General features: G+C 67.3%; 9 protein-coding genes and 1 pseudogene. 3 read left to right on the top strand and 7 right to left on the bottom strand.

Annotated features, from left to right (window positions below; all coding sequences use genetic code 11):
• Nucleotides 1-350 (bottom strand): annotated as a pseudogene (locus AC5RVB_RS15485) (hypothetical protein); the annotation flags it as partial.
• 111 nt (nucleotides 351-461) lie between these two features.
• The gene (locus tag AC5RVB_RS15490) at nucleotides 462-917 is read right to left on the bottom strand and encodes a 23S rRNA (pseudouridine(1915)-N(3))-methyltransferase RlmH (RefSeq protein WP_227904966.1); all 456 of its coding nucleotides are present in this window, start codon (nucleotides 915-917) and stop codon (nucleotides 462-464) included.
• A 156-nt stretch (nucleotides 918-1,073) separates the two neighbouring features.
• On the opposite strand from AC5RVB_RS15490, the gene AC5RVB_RS15495 reads away from it, so the two are divergent.
• Nucleotides 1,074-1,940 carry a patatin-like phospholipase family protein gene (locus AC5RVB_RS15495; protein WP_494143083.1) on the top strand — a complete coding sequence of 289 codons (867 nt, stop codon included), beginning with the start codon at nucleotides 1,074-1,076 and terminating at the stop codon, nucleotides 1,938-1,940.
• A gap of 22 nt (nucleotides 1,941-1,962) precedes the next feature.
• Here the strand turns inward: AC5RVB_RS15495 and AC5RVB_RS15500 are convergent, their stop codons facing one another.
• Entirely contained in the window at nucleotides 1,963-2,262 is a 300-nt protein-coding gene (locus tag AC5RVB_RS15500) for a hypothetical protein (protein ID WP_227904971.1), read from the bottom strand.
• A gap of 163 nt (nucleotides 2,263-2,425) precedes the next feature.
• Between AC5RVB_RS15500 and AC5RVB_RS15505 the strand changes: the two genes are divergently transcribed.
• Nucleotides 2,426-3,307, top strand: a complete 882-nt coding sequence (locus AC5RVB_RS15505) for a manganese catalase (protein ID WP_227929361.1) — start codon at nucleotides 2,426-2,428, stop codon at nucleotides 3,305-3,307.
• A 117-nt stretch (nucleotides 3,308-3,424) separates the two neighbouring features.
• Here the strand turns inward: AC5RVB_RS15505 and AC5RVB_RS15510 are convergent, their stop codons facing one another.
• From AC5RVB_RS15510 to AC5RVB_RS15525, 4 genes are all read right to left on the bottom strand, one after another.
• Complete coding sequence (locus AC5RVB_RS15510) at nucleotides 3,425-5,410, bottom strand: serine/threonine-protein kinase (RefSeq protein WP_227904976.1); 1,986 nt, start codon at nucleotides 5,408-5,410, stop codon at nucleotides 3,425-3,427.
• 73 nt (nucleotides 5,411-5,483) lie between these two features.
• The gene (locus AC5RVB_RS15515; protein WP_494143084.1) at nucleotides 5,484-9,863 is read right to left on the bottom strand and encodes a type VII secretion EssC family protein; all 4,380 of its coding nucleotides are present in this window, start codon (nucleotides 9,861-9,863) and stop codon (nucleotides 5,484-5,486) included.
• A 62-nt stretch (nucleotides 9,864-9,925) separates the two neighbouring features.
• Entirely contained in the window at nucleotides 9,926-11,269 is a 1,344-nt protein-coding gene (locus AC5RVB_RS15520) for a hypothetical protein (protein ID WP_494143085.1), read from the bottom strand.
• The gene (locus AC5RVB_RS15525; protein WP_494143086.1) at nucleotides 11,266-14,157 is read right to left on the bottom strand and encodes a hypothetical protein; all 2,892 of its coding nucleotides are present in this window, start codon (nucleotides 14,155-14,157) and stop codon (nucleotides 11,266-11,268) included. The genes AC5RVB_RS15520 and AC5RVB_RS15525 overlap by 4 nt, the downstream gene beginning before the upstream one ends.
• 230 nt (nucleotides 14,158-14,387) lie before the next feature.
• Here AC5RVB_RS15525 and AC5RVB_RS15530 point away from each other — a divergent pair, with 230 nt between their 5' ends.
• Entirely contained in the window at nucleotides 14,388-14,669 is a 282-nt protein-coding gene (locus AC5RVB_RS15530; RefSeq protein ID WP_227904994.1) for a pyrophosphorylase, read from the top strand.
• Nucleotides 14,670-14,676 lie beyond the last annotated feature (7 nt).

The raw sequence follows: 14,676 nt of genomic DNA on the forward strand, positions 1-14,676 counted from the left end.
CCTGCCGCAGCAGGTACGGCCGCCGGTAGGCAGTCCAGCACCGCGCCATGGTGGCCGCCGTGCCCGGGCCCGGGAGTGCAGGAGACGGGATTGGCCGGCGTGAGCAGTGCGAAGGCCTGGTGCAGGCCAAGCTGGGCGGCACCGAGCACCAGGAACAGGCGCCCCGGGCGGAACCTGCGCCCCGCCGTGGCTGTGACGCCGGCGAGCGTAAAAGCGCCGAGGGCGAACAGCAGGACGGGCGCGGGAAGCGTTCCGCCCGCTGCCGTGTGTGCACCCACGGCCAGGGCCAGGATTACTGCGGTGGCGGCTGCGGCACGCAGCAGCCGGAAGGGGTCAGTGCGCTGGGGCATGGCTCCCTTTCCGCTCCTGCCGGCTGCGGCGCAGGGCCAGCCGGACTGCTAAAAAAACTGCCCCCAGTTTACCCCGGTCCGCTGCCCGGTCCGGCCGGATGTGAGGCGTGCCTATTCGTGGTGATAGGGGCGGCCGCCGGCAATTTCCTGCGCCCGGTAAACCTGCTCGGCCAGGATCAGCCGGACCAGCTGGTGCGGGAAAACCAGGGGGGAGAGGGACCAGACAAAGTCCGCCCGGTCATGCACGCTCTGATCCACACCGTATGCTCCGCCGATGATCAGCGTGACGTTGCGGGACGAGTCCAGCGGTTTCTGCAGTGTCTTGGCCAGGGCAGGGGAAGTGATGGCCTTGCCGCGCTCATCCAGCAGGATCACATAGTCGGAGCCCGCCTTGGCCAGCAGCCGCTCGGATTCCTCCTTGCGGGCAGCATCCCCCTCGCGGGCCGAATGCGGAATGGGAACCCAGGTCAGGTCGAAGGGCTTCTTCAGCCGCTTTTCGTACCGCCGAATACCGTCAACCACCCAGTCCTCGTGCTTGCGGCCCACCATCAGAACTCTTAATGCCATAGGTCCATTGAAGCCCGGAACCCCGCTCCGGAGGTAACCGGAGGAACCGACCGCCGGTATGTCCCGCCCGGCGGTGAAGGGGCTTACACTGCCCAACAAGGAAGGGCCGGGGAACTCCGGCCTGTCTTCGACGGCGGAAGCCAAGGAGGAATGACCATGCGTTCAACGCGTGCGGTGGTACTGGGTGGCGGCGGAGTTGCCGGCATCGCCTGGGAAATAGGACTGCTGGCGGAACTGCTGGATCTGGGGGTGGACCTGAACGAGGCGGATCTGGTGGTGGGAACCTCGGCGGGGTCCGTGGTGGGCACCGCCCTGCGGTTCGGGCAGGTGCCGGCCGCCGTGGCCGCGCAGGAAACCGCTGAGGACGGGGCCGGCGCCGAGGACTACCGGGAGCCCGACTCGTTCGACGGTGAGCGGTTTATGAACATCATGGCCGCCGCCGGGCAGGGCGGCGGCGGGGAAAAGGCCGCCCGTGCACGGCTGGGCCGGTTGGCCTTGAAGGCCGACACCCAGCTGACCGAGGAGGCCTGGGTGAACAGCATCAGGATGCTGGTTCCGTACCCGGCCTGGCCGGAAAAAGCCCTTGGTATCACCGCCGTTGACGCCGAGGACGGCAGCTTCACGGTGTTCGATTCAGGGTCCGGCGTAGACCTGGGGCTGGCCGTCACCGCCAGCTGTACGGTTCCCACGGTGTGGCCACCGGTGCACATCAACGGCCGGGTCTACATGGATGGCGGCATGCGCTCGGGGACCAATGCGGACGTCGCCGCCGGACACCACAAAGTCCTGGTGATTTCCTGCGGGTTGGAGGCACCGCAGAGCCCGTTTGGCCCCACCCTGCCGCAGGCACTGAAAACCATTAGCAAAGATGGCAAATCATTCCTCATCGAGGCCGATGCCCAGGCGCTGCAGGCTTTCGGCACCAACATGCTCCTGGACTCCACCCGCAAACCGTCCCTGGCTGCCGGCCGGCGGCAGGCGAAAGAGATTGCCGACGACGTCCGGCGCTTCTGGGAAGACTGACGCCCAGGCGGGCTCGCCCCGCCTAGCGGCCGTCGGCGTCGACGTCGGCTTCCAGATCGGAGCCCGGCTCGATGACCACCCCGTCTTCGCGCTGTTCAACGCCGGCACCCTGTGCCTGCTCCCGGTCCGGTCCAGCTGAAGGGGCAGGGGCGCCCGCCGCCTCTGCCTCTTCGCGTTCCTGAATGTGCTTGACCAGGAACTCCAGTTCGTCGCTGTACTGCTGCAGCCGGTCCGTGCGGGTCTCGTTGGCCAGGGCCAGGACCAGCTCCGTCTGGCGGTTGCGCAGCTGGGCAAGGGTGGGCTGTGATCCGTTGTTGTCCATGTGCTTCATCCTACAAAGGCCAGCGGTCGATGCGGAGATGGCCGGATGGGCTTTAGTAAGTTTGCTTAGTACCTATGGGTTGGGCTAGTTTTCTGTCATCGGCCTGCTGGTCGCCACGTCTGGCGTCCTAATCCGATGCGGGCCAGATTTGCGGAGGTGAATAGTGTTCTTCCATAAGCAGGAACTTCAGTTCAAGGCCACACCGGATAAGCCGGATGCCGTCTACGCACGCAAACTCCAGGAAGTGCTCGGCGGCCAGTACGGGGAAATCACCGTAGCCATGCAGTACGGCTTCCAGTCCTGGAATTCACACCTTCCCGGCAAGTACCGGGATCTTCTCTACGGCATTGCCGCTGAAGAAATGGGCCACGTTGAAATGCTGGCCATCATGATCGCCCAGCTGCTCGAAAAGGCACCACTGGGGATTACGGACGACGCCGTCCAGTCCGACCCGACCATCGCAGCCGTGGTGGGCGGCATGGATGTGCAGCACGCCATTGTGGCCGGTGCCGGCGCCCGTCCCGTGGACAGCAACGGCAACCCGTGGACTGCCGGCTACGTGACCGCTTCCGGCAACCTGCTGGCCGACTTCACGGCCAACGCCAACGCCGAGATGCAGGGCCGTCTGGCCGTGGCGCGGCTCTACCACATGACCGATGACAAGGGCGTGCGGGATCTGCTCTCCTTCCTGCTGGCCCGCGACACCATGCACCAGAACCAGTGGACCGCAGCTGCGAAGGAACTGCAGGAAGAGGGCTACGAGCTCCTGCCGGTGCCGAGCAACTTCCCGATCAAGAAGGAAGAGCGTGAAGTGTCCTACCAGTACCTGAACTTCTCCGACGGCAAGCACGCGTCCGAGGGCTCCTGGGCCTCCGGCCCCACCCCGGATGGCAAGGGCGAGTTCAGCTACCACGAGGGCCCGACGACGACGGCGCCCATGCCGGATGTCACCCGCCCCGATGCGCGCTACTACGGCACCACCGATGTTCCCAATGTGGTGGAAAAGGTAGCTGGCACGGTTCAGGACAAACTGCACCGCGAGTAGCTGCGTCGTGAGTTAGCGGGACGGGGCCCGGAGGCCGCAACCTGGCCAGGTGGCGGCCTCCGGGCCCCTTGTGCCTGCGGGCGCACCCCGGCTGGAACGCCATCCGGCCGGCGGAACCTACTCGCCCGAGCTTTCGCGCGAGGTGATGCTGAAGGCGGGGGACTGCAGCTCGGTGAAGTTGCCGACGCTGGCCCGCACCGTGCACTGCGGGGTGATCTGCAGGGCCGTCACCGTGAGTCCGGAACTGTCCACTGCCAGCGCCCCGCCGCATCCGTCGGAGAATCGCAGGCCTTCCTCGCCGCCGGTGACCGCGGTGAGCATCTGGGAGGGCCTGCCGGAGGCAGGGCTGACGTACAGCGGGTTAAGCTCGTCGGCGCCGCCGGCCCATACCGGAAGCAGAGTGATTTTCAGGGGGCTGGGCGTCACCACGCGGGCCGGGGTGCGTACTTCCACGCCCATCAGGCGCTGGGCGGGGTACGCGGTGCCTTTCACATCGGGATCCTGTGCCGCTGCGGCTGTGGCCTCGGCCCCGGCACGCAGCCACTGATCGAATGCCTGCTGGTCAGCCGGTGCCACCGCCACTTCGGCGCTAACCTCCACTGATCCTCCGGCCGGAACCTCCAGATCTGAGAGTTTCCAGCCGCACTCCACGTCCAGGCCGGTAATGGAGGCCTGGTTCCGGCTCACCGCAGCACCCTCCCAGGTGACCACGGGGCACCCGTCAGCTTCGGCCAGTCCCGGAATGACTTCAAGGAAATCACCGGATAAGGGGGCCTTCTGTGCCGCATAGGCGAGCGTAAGCCGGACCTTCCCGCTGGACGGCTCGAAGGATGCACTCCGGGAAATGCTCAGGCCGGTAGGCATGGCGGTTCCTGCCACCTGCGTGGAGAGGCGCTCGGCGGCAACTGCGGTATCGGCTTTCTTTCCGGAAGGCGCGAGGACCACGAACCCAACCACCATTGCAACGAGGAGGAGCACTGCAGTGCCGGCAAGAAGCAGTGCCTTGCGGGTTCGCCAGAACGGCGTCTCCTCGGGTTCCGCGGCTGCGGCGGACTCGGAACGGGAGGAGAGCTCGCGGCGCGGCATGGGCCGGGCAATGGTGGCATTGCCTGCTTCCCCGAGTTCGGGCACCACGGTGCTGACGCCCTCCGCCGGAGGTGAGGCCAGGTCCGTGAGGTCCGCGTCCGAAAACGCGCCCCGGACCAGGGTGGCGGGGCGTTCGATCTCGTCGAACTCGGTGGGGGCCTCCCCGCGTGGCAGGGGAGCCTGATCCGCCAGGCGGGGCGCGAGGCGGCGGAGTTTAGCGGCGGCTTCGGGGGCGGTGGGCCTGCCGACCGGGTCCTTGGACAGCAGCCCGTCCAGGACGGCCCAGAGCTCATCATCCACCGGGATCCGCGGCGGCCGGGAGGACACATGGCGGTAGGCGACGCTGAAGTCCGGTCCGGGACCGGCAAACGGCGTGCGGCCGGCAAGGAGCTCGTAGAGGAGAACCCCGGTGGAATACACGTCACCGGCCGGGCCGGACCGCCCACGGCTGATGAGCTCGGGCGGCATGTACTGCGGCGTGCCGATCAGTCCGGTGGTCTCGCGGATCCGTTCACCCACCACATCGGCAATGCCGAAGTCCGAAACCCGGACGTCGCCCGGGGACCACTGGGGCCAGGGCTGGTCCAGCAGGACATTGTCCGGCTTGATGTCACGGTGAGTGATGCCTTTGGAATGGGCGGACGCCAGTGCGTCGAAGACTTCGGCGGCGACGGTAAGTGCGTCCGCGGGCCGGAGCGGACCGACGTCTTTCACTACTTCGCGCAGGGAGCCGCCGGCCACGTAATCCATCACGATGGCCAGGCGCGAGCCCTCCACCACCATGTCACGCACGGTAACAATGTTGGACCCCTGGAGTCCGAGCAGCACCGACCGTTCACGGACAAACCGCTCTACCAGCGAGGGATCATCGGCATGTTCGGGGCGCAGGATCTTGGCAGCAAACGTCCGGCCTTCGGTGGACGTAACCGTCCAGACCTCGCCGGCAGCACCCGAGCCCACGCGCTCGCCGAAGCGGTAGGACGCTCCCAGGGCCTGGCCCGTTTGTGCCAATTGCATGCCTTACTCCCCAACGCTGATGTTCTGTTTCCCCAAGCACCGCCACATTTCCCCGGCCCGCTGCAGGAGCGGGCTAGGAGCCGACCCCGGCGCTGATCGACTGGATCAGCGCCATCCTGCCGCCGATTCCGATGTACCCGCGTCCGGTGGTGATGGCCACGGGGGCCTTCCGCGGGAGCATGCCGCCCAGCAGCTCGCCGTCGTAATCTACATCGGGTTGCAGCAGGACACCCAGCCGGGATTTGCGCACTGTCTTGGTCCAATGACTGTACAGCCCGCGCAGATCCGCCGAGCGTCCCGCCGCGATGACACACAGTCCGGCCTGCCCGGAGGCCACCACGCCGCCAATGGACTGATCGGCGTCCTCGAACCGCTCGGCGTCGTCAATAAGCAGGAACACCGGTCCGCGCTCGAGCCGGAGGGAAGCCAGCAGGGCAGGCACTTCGTCCGTGCCGACGGCGACCCGGTCCAGGTCCGCGGAGGCCAGTGGAGAGCGGCGGTCACAGATGCCCCACACCTGCGCCGGCCCCTGCGGCGTGACCGCACCCCGCAGGGCGCCGGCCAGGGCCAGCAGCAGCGTGGACTTTCCGGAGCGGGCCGGACCGGCAATCAGGGCGTGCTCACCCTCATAAATCTCCAGGAAGGCGGGGGAGAAATCGGCTTCCTGCATACCTACCGGGATCAGCCAGGGCTCGCCCTCCAACTGCGGCCGTGCGCCCAGCTCCTCCAGCGTGATGTCCGAGGGCAGGCGCCGGATGGCCGGAGCCTTCGCGGGCACGTTCCCCCAGATCTGCCGGACCCGTTCCACTGCCGCTGCTATTCCGACGGCGGGGGTGGCAACATGCATCTGGAGCGTGTTCCGCGGATCCACGCAGCGTCCGGGAAGGGGAGCGGGGATCGCTTTGCCGCGGATGCCGAGGGAGGAATAGTCGTAGGTGTCCGCGAGGCGGAAAAGCCAGCGCTGCAACGTCACTTCGTTCATGGCGGTGGGAACCGCCTTGGCGCGGGTGGTGGAGACGGCGAAGGACAGTCCCAGGGCAGGGCCGTCAGCGTACGCCCGGTACAGCAGGTCCAGCAGCTGTTGGCCTTCATAGTCCTGGAACTCATCACGCAAAGACGCCAGGCCGTCCAGCAGCACCACGGTGCGGCTCTTCCTGCTCGGATCCGCGCGGCGGGCCTCCATTTCGGTGTGCAGGTGCCGCAGGAAGCGGGCCTGCTGCTCCTTGGCGCCGGCGCCGGTGCCCACATAGGCCACGGTGTGCGGCAGGTCCTTGAGCACTTCGAGCTCCCGTGAGCCCATGTCCAGGATCATCAGGTCCAGATCCGCCGGGTCCGTGGAGCTGGCCAGGGTCAGTGCAATGGAAGCGAGGGTAGTCGTGGTGCCGGAACCGGCCACGCCCAGGAGCATCAGGTTTCCGGCATTCATGTCCCACCCGGAGGGGGACTGGCGCTGCAGCTCCGGTTCGTCCATCAGGGTGACAAGGACCGAGGAACCCTCGACTCCGCCCACCGCCGGGACGGCGGGGTCTGTGGGGGTGGCCGTCGTCGTTCCATCCGGCGCGACGTCGTCGGACCCTTCGGTTTCACCCCGTTCGGTTGCACCCGGTTCGGTGCCGGCCGGATCGTTACCGGTCTGGGGGAGGAAGCCCGCGAGTTCCACGCGTTCGCCCAGGGCTTCGGGCCAGACCGGCCGCGGCGGGGCGTACCCGGCGTCGGCGTTGGCCTCGACAATGGCGTCAATGAGCAGGTCCAGATCATTCTCGTCCGCGACGGCGGAGCGCGGCGGTGCGGGCGGCGGGACCGGGACGCCGAACGGGCCGATCTCGCGGACATCCACCGCGGGTCCGCCGCCAATCTGCGCGCGTCCGGTGACCAGCGCGGTCTGCACGGGGGTGATGTCATCCTGGCCCAGTTTCACGTAGGCACGCCCCATCTGGGCCCGGCCGATCGCCGAGGCGTCGGGGACACCGATGACGTTGTTGGAGTCTTCACGGCTCTGCACCCGCAGGGCCACGCGCAGGTTGGTGTTGGCCAGGATGTCGTCATTAACGACGCCGGCGGGCCGCTGCGTCGCCAGGATCATGTGCACGCCCAGGGTACGTCCCACGGCACCCACGCTGACCAGCGCCTGCAGCACGTCCGGGAAGTCCTTGGCCAGCATGGCGAACTCGTCAATCACCAGCAGCAGCCGGGGCATCGGCTCGGCCGGGTTGGTGGCCATGTAGGCGGGAAGGTTGTCGATGCCTTCGCCGGCGGCTGCGAATACCCGCTGCCGGCGTTCCATTTCGGCTTCCAGGGCCTGCAGGGCGCGGTCCGCGAGCTGTTCGTCCAGGTTGGAAATGGTGCCGATGGTGTGCGGCAGGCGTTCACACGCCTTGAACGCTGCACCGCCCTTGAAGTCGATCAGGATGAAGTTCAGCCGGGTGGGGTCATTGCGTGCCGCGAGGCCGGCCACGAATGAGCGCAGGAATTCGGACTTGCCGGAACCGGTGGTGCCGCCGACGAGCCCGTGCGGGCCGTCCTTGACCAGGTCCAGGCTCAGGGCCCCGTCCTCGCCGGTGCCGATGGGAGCGGATATTCCGGTGGGTGCGTCCCAGAGCCGGCGGATGGCCGGGGCGTCGGGCTGGCTGTAGCCCAGCAGGTCGGGCAGCCGGACGAGGGGCGGCAGTGAGGCGCCGGGGACGTTGAGTTCCGGATCGTCGAAGTGCGCCACGCGCATGGCGCAGCGCAGGGCTTCCTCGTGATCGAGCCCGGCCAGGATGACATCTTCCACACGGGTGAGGTCCTCGGGCTGATCCAGTGTGGCCGCCGAGTCTTCCCCCACCCTGATGATCGAGGTGCAGGAGGCAGGCAGCTGTTCCTCCGACGTCGCAATCACGATCCCGGCGGCCCGCGACGGCCGGTCCTTCGGATTGACGTGCGCTCCGGGCGCGGAGCGGCCCATACCGAGCAGGGCGCGGGCGGGGGCATCGCGCCCTTCGGTGAGTACCTCGGAATCCAGCACCACCAGCAGGGCCGGGGTGGGCAGTTCCTCAACGGTGTCCTTGAGCGCCCGCAGCATGGCGACACTGGTTTCCCGGTGGGAGGACATCCACCGCTGGCCGTTGCTGCTCCCGGCCTGGCGCGTATGCGGCAGCCAGGAGGCCCATTCCCACTCCTCGGCCCGGCCGGCGTCGCAGAAGACGCCCACGGTCAGGTCCGCCGGACCCACATGCACCGCGGCCTGGACCAGCAGCGACCGCGCGAGGGCGAGTGCACCCTCGCGCGGACCCACAATGCCCACCACGCCGGCGTCGGTCAGGTCCACCAGAACCGGCGCGGCGAGCAGCCGGGCGGCGGCCAGGGATTCCTTGACCTTTTCGTCCAGGCGGGAGGATGCGGCGCGGTCCACCTCGGGTTTCCACGGAACGTCACCCGTGCCGGCATGCAGGGCGAGGAAATCGTCCGCGTCGGCCCGGCGCTGCCACAGGGAGGTGGCAGGCAGTGCGGGGCGGCGCACCACCGTGGCGGGATCCGGGATCATCCGGTGGCGGCGGGCCGTCTCCGCCTCGGCAGCCGTGCGGATCTGCTGCTCGAATTCCTGAATCGCCCCGGTGAAGCGTTCGTCCTCGTCCTTCAAACCGCGGGTGTGCCGGCGCTTTTGCTCGAACCACATGCCCACGGCCATGACGGGGCTCAGCATGGCAAACATGGCGAAGCGCATATCGCCCAGGACCGCCACCATCACGCCCGCCATCACCAGCGGTGCCAGCACCGTAATGTAGCTGAACTTGCTGGCGGGCGGTACGTCCTTGCGGGTCGGCGGCACCAACGCGTCCCCGGCGGGGGCCTGCCCCGGGCGGGGCGGACGGTTAAACGGTGCCGTTGCTGCCGGAGTGAGGTTGTGCAGGCTGCCGGGCGCCGGGGCGGGGGTTTCGTCCAGCGAGCGTCGCAGGAGGAGAACGGTGCCGCCGGCGGTGACGGTCGCGGTGTCTTCCACCAGGATGCCTTCTTCACCCACGGGCTCGCCGTTGACCAGGGTGCCGTTGGTGGACCCGCTGTCCAGGACCCGCAGCCCGTCCTCTTCCCGCCGCAGGCGGCAGTGGTCCCAGGAGGCGCTTTCGGCCGGAAGGGTCAGGTCCGCGTGCGGCGACCGGCCAATGAGCATTTCCCGGCCCTGCGGGACACTGGTCACGCTGCCGGCGCTCTTGCCGCCGGCCAGGGTCACGCTCCACCCGCGCACCCGCGGTGTGGACGGCCACGGTGTGCGGGCGATGCGGCTGCCTTCGAGCAGCACCAGTTCGGAGACCGGGGTGGAACCGGAGACCTCGGACTCGTTCAGGAACACTGCCTCGTCAGGGGCAAGGCGCGGCCCGCCGGCCGTCTCCACGAGGTCTGCCAGCGTGGTGGACGGGGCGGCGTGCGCCACTTCGCACTCGAAGCGGCGCTCGTCCAGATCGATCAGCAAACGCACCGGGGCGTTCCTTCCATTGAGGAATGGTGCCCCGTCCGGTTAGACGGGCCGGGGCCGGGGAATCAGGGGGCTGCCGGGGAGGGTACCCAGACGAGCCGGGGAGCGTTCGCGTCCGCCGGGCGCAGGCCCAGATCCTGGGCGGATGCATGGACGGGGACCGGCGTCACGGTCAGCGCCAGCGGGCTGGTGAAGTCCAGGGCCGGTCCGGCCAGGCCCTCGCCCGGCCCGAAGGACATGGTGCGCAGCGCATCGGCCACCTCCGCCGGTTCGTTGCTTTCAGCCTGCGCTGCCGCACGGACCAGCGCAACGACGGCGTCATGGCTGGATGTGTCGGCCGCCCACGCGGACTCCGTCAGCGGAGCATCGCCGGTCAGGTTCCTGACCTTGGTATCCCCGGAGGCCAGGCGCACGGCGGAGAGGAAGGCGGACATGCCGCGGCCCTGGGCATCCTGCTGCAGGGCTGAACCATCGCCTCCGGCCGGTGCCAGGGTGATCAGCTGACCGGTGGCGGCGCCGTCCAGTGTGGCGAGTTCGGCGGCGAAGGCCGGTGCATCTGCCCCATTGGGCAGGACCAGCGGCACGGAGACATCCCGTGCCTGCAGCGCCTGCACCAGGCGGGCCAGCCGCTGCGGTGTGGCGGCAGAAACAACGACGGCGTCGGCCGGGTTGGTGATCCGGACGGACTCTGCGTCCGCCGGGGCCCCTTCCACCGGCGGAAGCGGCTGGTTGCCGGTCTGAATGGCGGCTTCCTGGGCCAGGGCCGTAACGTCCTCAAAATCCTGGAGATTCAGGGCCTGAGCCGCCTGGACCGTTGAGGGAACAGGCCCGCCGTCGTTGACCACCAATATCCGGGACTTTCCGTCCAGTGCGGCGGCGAGGGCTTCTTCCAGTTCAACGCCGGAGGCCTTGGTGGTCCAGGTGGAGTCCGCGGGATCGGAAGCCTCCGCGTATGGCAGGATGGCGGGCAGCCCCAGCTCCTCCGCGGCCTTGGCTGCTGCCAGTGCCTGCGGGCCGGTACTGGTCACCACAATGCCGGAGACGCCGTCTTCGGCGAGGGCGCGCACGGCTTCGCGGGCGCCTTCTTCCGTCCCCCGGTCATTCATGGGCGAGAGTGTCACCTCGGCGCCACTCTGGCTGAAACGGTGGGCGGCCACCACGGCGCCCTGTGCGGCGCCGTTGTATTCCGAACCGGGTTCGCCGGAGGATCCGTACGTCAGGACAATTCCCAGCGAGAAATCCTTCGCCAGGCCGTCAGCGTCCAGCGCCACGGGAACCGTGGCAGCCACCGGGTCGGTCTGCGGAACTTCCTTGGGCCGGTTCAAGGTGACCGTCAATGCGATCACAGCAGCGGCAACAACTGCCACCCCTGCGATGAGCAGGGTCATAAGGCGGGTGCGGGGGCTCATTCGCCGCCGCCGATCCGCAGGGTGTACAGGGTCTGCGACGACGCGCCGGCCGGCACCTCAAGGTGGAACGCCGGCAGTTCGTCAACAGCAGTGAGCGCGGCTTTGAACTGCGCCTGGCGGAGCAACAGCCCGTCGACGTCGCGGGAACGGATATTGGCATACCCTTCCGCGTTCTGTGCGGCCAGGGCCAGCTGGTAATCGGCCGTATCCGCCTTGGCCGCGCTGGTGGTCATGGAGCCGAGCAGGCCGGATCCGTTCACGGTCCGGTCACCCAGGTCCAGCATCACCTTGTTGAGGCTGGAGGAGAGGAGTGCGTCTGCACCCTCCACGTCGCGGGTGGAGCCCGAGGTGCTGGAGGCAATGCGCTCCAGGGATGCCTGGGTGCTCTTGGCCAGCGCGCCGGCCAGGGCACCGCTTTCCTCCTGCAGCTCACCTCGCTGCTTGTCCACGGTGTCGCCCGCGTCGCCCACTACCTGGTCCGACGTGGATTTCAGGCCGGAGATGGAGTTATTGAAGGCGGTGGTGACGGAATCGGTGCTCTTGTCACCAACATCGGTGACTTCGCGCACCTGGCCGTCCACGGCTTCCCGCACCGCTTCTGCAGTGTTTTCCTGGACGCCCTTCAGGGCTTCCTTGATGTTGTCCCCGAGTTCACGCTGCTGCTTTTCCAGTGCTGCGAGGTTGGTGCTGACTCCGGTGTAGGAGTCGATGGCGACTCCGAGGTCCGTTTCCAGGGTTTTGAGTCCAACCTCGGTGTCGTCGTATCGTCCGGTGGCCGTACCGTCGAGAGCCTTGACCGCCTTGGTGACGGCATCCAGCTTGGCACTGGTCGTATCGAAAGACTCGTCCAGGGTCGCGAACGCCTGGTTGATTGCTGCGTCAGCATTCTCCGTGTCCACCTGGGCAAGAACGTTGTCCCAGGCCGTGGACTGCTCAGATAGGCGCGTGTCCAGCGGGTTGGAGAAACCGGCGGGCGGCGTCAGGGCCGGGACCGGTGTGCCGTCAGCAGCCTCGGGATTGCACGGGACCGCGGTCAGATAGGAACGCAGCACCTCGGCCTGCTCGGCGGAGAGCTTGCCCTCGCCGGGGTCTTCAGGGTTCCTCCTGTCCACCAATCGGCAAATCTCTGCAGCGAGTGCTTCGTTCTGCTTCGTCATTGACTTATCCCAGGGCGCCCCGACGCCAAGTTCGTACTGGGCGTCCTCTGCAGTGCCTCCGATAATCTCCAGCTGTCCCCGTAGTCCGTCGATGCTGTCCTTCGCGGCCTTGGACGCCTCGCGGGAAGCCTCGAGGGATGCCTTGGCAGCTTCTATGGCGTCATTGACCCCCTTCAGCGCCGCGGTGTAGTCATCCTTCGGCTTCGCCCGGTTCTGGAGGGCGGTGAGGCCTTCGCTCACTTTTGCCAGTTGTTTGGCGGAAGCTTCCTGCTCTGCAATGGCTTCCGTGACAAGCTCCGGGTTGAGCTCCTCCACCAGTGCGTCTCCGTCTTCGACCAGACCGATCAGGGCAGCGGAGATTGTTGCATTGGAGCCGTACAGCGAGCAGGTAATGGAGACTGCGCCCTTTTCGCCGCTCTCGGCTTCGGCCGCACAAACCTCAGCGGTCGGCTTCTCCGGCCCGATGGCGGTCCGCATGTCCGCGACAACCAGTTCGCGGCAGTCCGCGCTGACCGTTGCGTAGGCGTCCAGCTGGGAGGCCATGGTCAGGATGCTGCCGTACACGGTGCCCGCCTGCTCCGGTTTCGTGACGACGGCGGCACAGCCGTCTTCGCTGATTTCCGCGGGCGGAGGCGTAGCGGAGGTATCGCCGAGCATGGAGTCCACCGCGGCAACGGTCTGCTGCAACTGGGCCATGGTCACCGATTCGGTGCCCTTGGTTGCGGTTTCCAGATCGGCGCCGAGGGAGGTGAGCTGGCTCTTCAGGCCGGACATGGTTCCGGCCAGGGCCTCGGAGTTGTCCCGGAGCTCGCCGGCGGTCTTCACGCCCAGGGTCTGGGAGGTGGTTTCGAGGTTCTTTCGGACTTCGGTGATGGTGGCACCGGCCTTGATCAGCACGGTGTTGACGTCCGATACCAGGGAAATGGTGCGGGTCTGCAGCTCCATTTCGGAACCGGCGCCGGAGGAGAAGGCTCCGGCGAGCACACCTTCTGCGCTCATGTTGGTGCTGATGCCGGGCTGGACGGCCACGTCAATGGCGGGGACCTGGAAGTCCTTGACGTCGGCGACGAGGCGCAGCGTGGTGCTTGCGCCGGAACGCGGCGGTGCCAGCACGGTGGCCCACTGGACGACGGCGGCGCCGTCGTCTGCCCGGCTCAGGACGCCGTTGGTGCCCAGCGTCCCGTCAGCGGAGCCGGGGGTGATGTCATCCACCCGCACGCCGTCGAGCTTGGTGGAGGCGGCAATGGTCAGCGGAGCGCCCACCAAAGCGGTCTCGGAACGGGTCTGGCCCGCGGCGTCGTATTCAATGACCTGGGGCTTGACCGTCAGGTTCTCCACCGTCAGGTTGATCTCCACCGGGCCGGTATGGCCCTGCAGCTCATCGAGGTCGGAACCGGATTTCTCGCCGGCACGGTATTGCAGACCCACACGGACGGGAAGTTCACCGACCACCTCTTCGGCGGTGTACTCGGTGTCTTCCGCGGAGGACGCGCCGTCGGCGGCCACCGAGATGGTGGTTCCCTCGATGGTCTGGACCCCGGCTGCCGGAGACAGTCCCACGTGCACGCTCTGCAGGAGCTTGACCGGGTTGGATACCGGTTCCGGCTCCTCCTCCGGGGTGCACGAGGTTGTGGCGATCAGCGCCGTGGATATAAGGACCACGCCCAGCAGGCGACTCCGTGCGGTTTTACGCTGCGGGTTCGGCAGGTGGGTTTTAGTTTGTCTGGGCATGGTGAATCGTCCCCTCATCCGTTCGCTGTGCCTTGAGCATCATAAGGGCTAGTTGCTAAAAAACAACCATTTTGACTCTGTTTACTTGTTATTCAGTCGACGTCGCAACATCCGAATCGGATTATCAGCTCCTTGTCGGGTTCATGAGTTGTTGGTAGGGTTCCGTCCGTCCGGTCACCGACGGTTATCTGTCCGGTGTCGAAGCAGTGACTCAATAGGGGGAAATTTTTATGTCACGCGTGTTGTCCACAGAACAGGCCAAGTCCGCCATCACCCAGGTGCAGTCCATCATCAACGGCGGTTTCACCGACCAGATCTCGGCATTGGATGCGCAGGGCAAGATCCTGTCCGATCCGAACACCTGGGACGGCCCGCTGGCCGCCCAGTTCCGGGGATCCACGTGGCCGGAAACCAAGGCCGCCCTGGATAAGGCCCGCCAGGAACTCGAAGAGCTTCGCACACAGCTGCAGAAGATCTCGGAGAACATCTTCTCCGCAGGCGGCGGCGCCTAAGCGCCTG

This window comes from Arthrobacter sp. Y3225209, assembly GCF_059090685.1.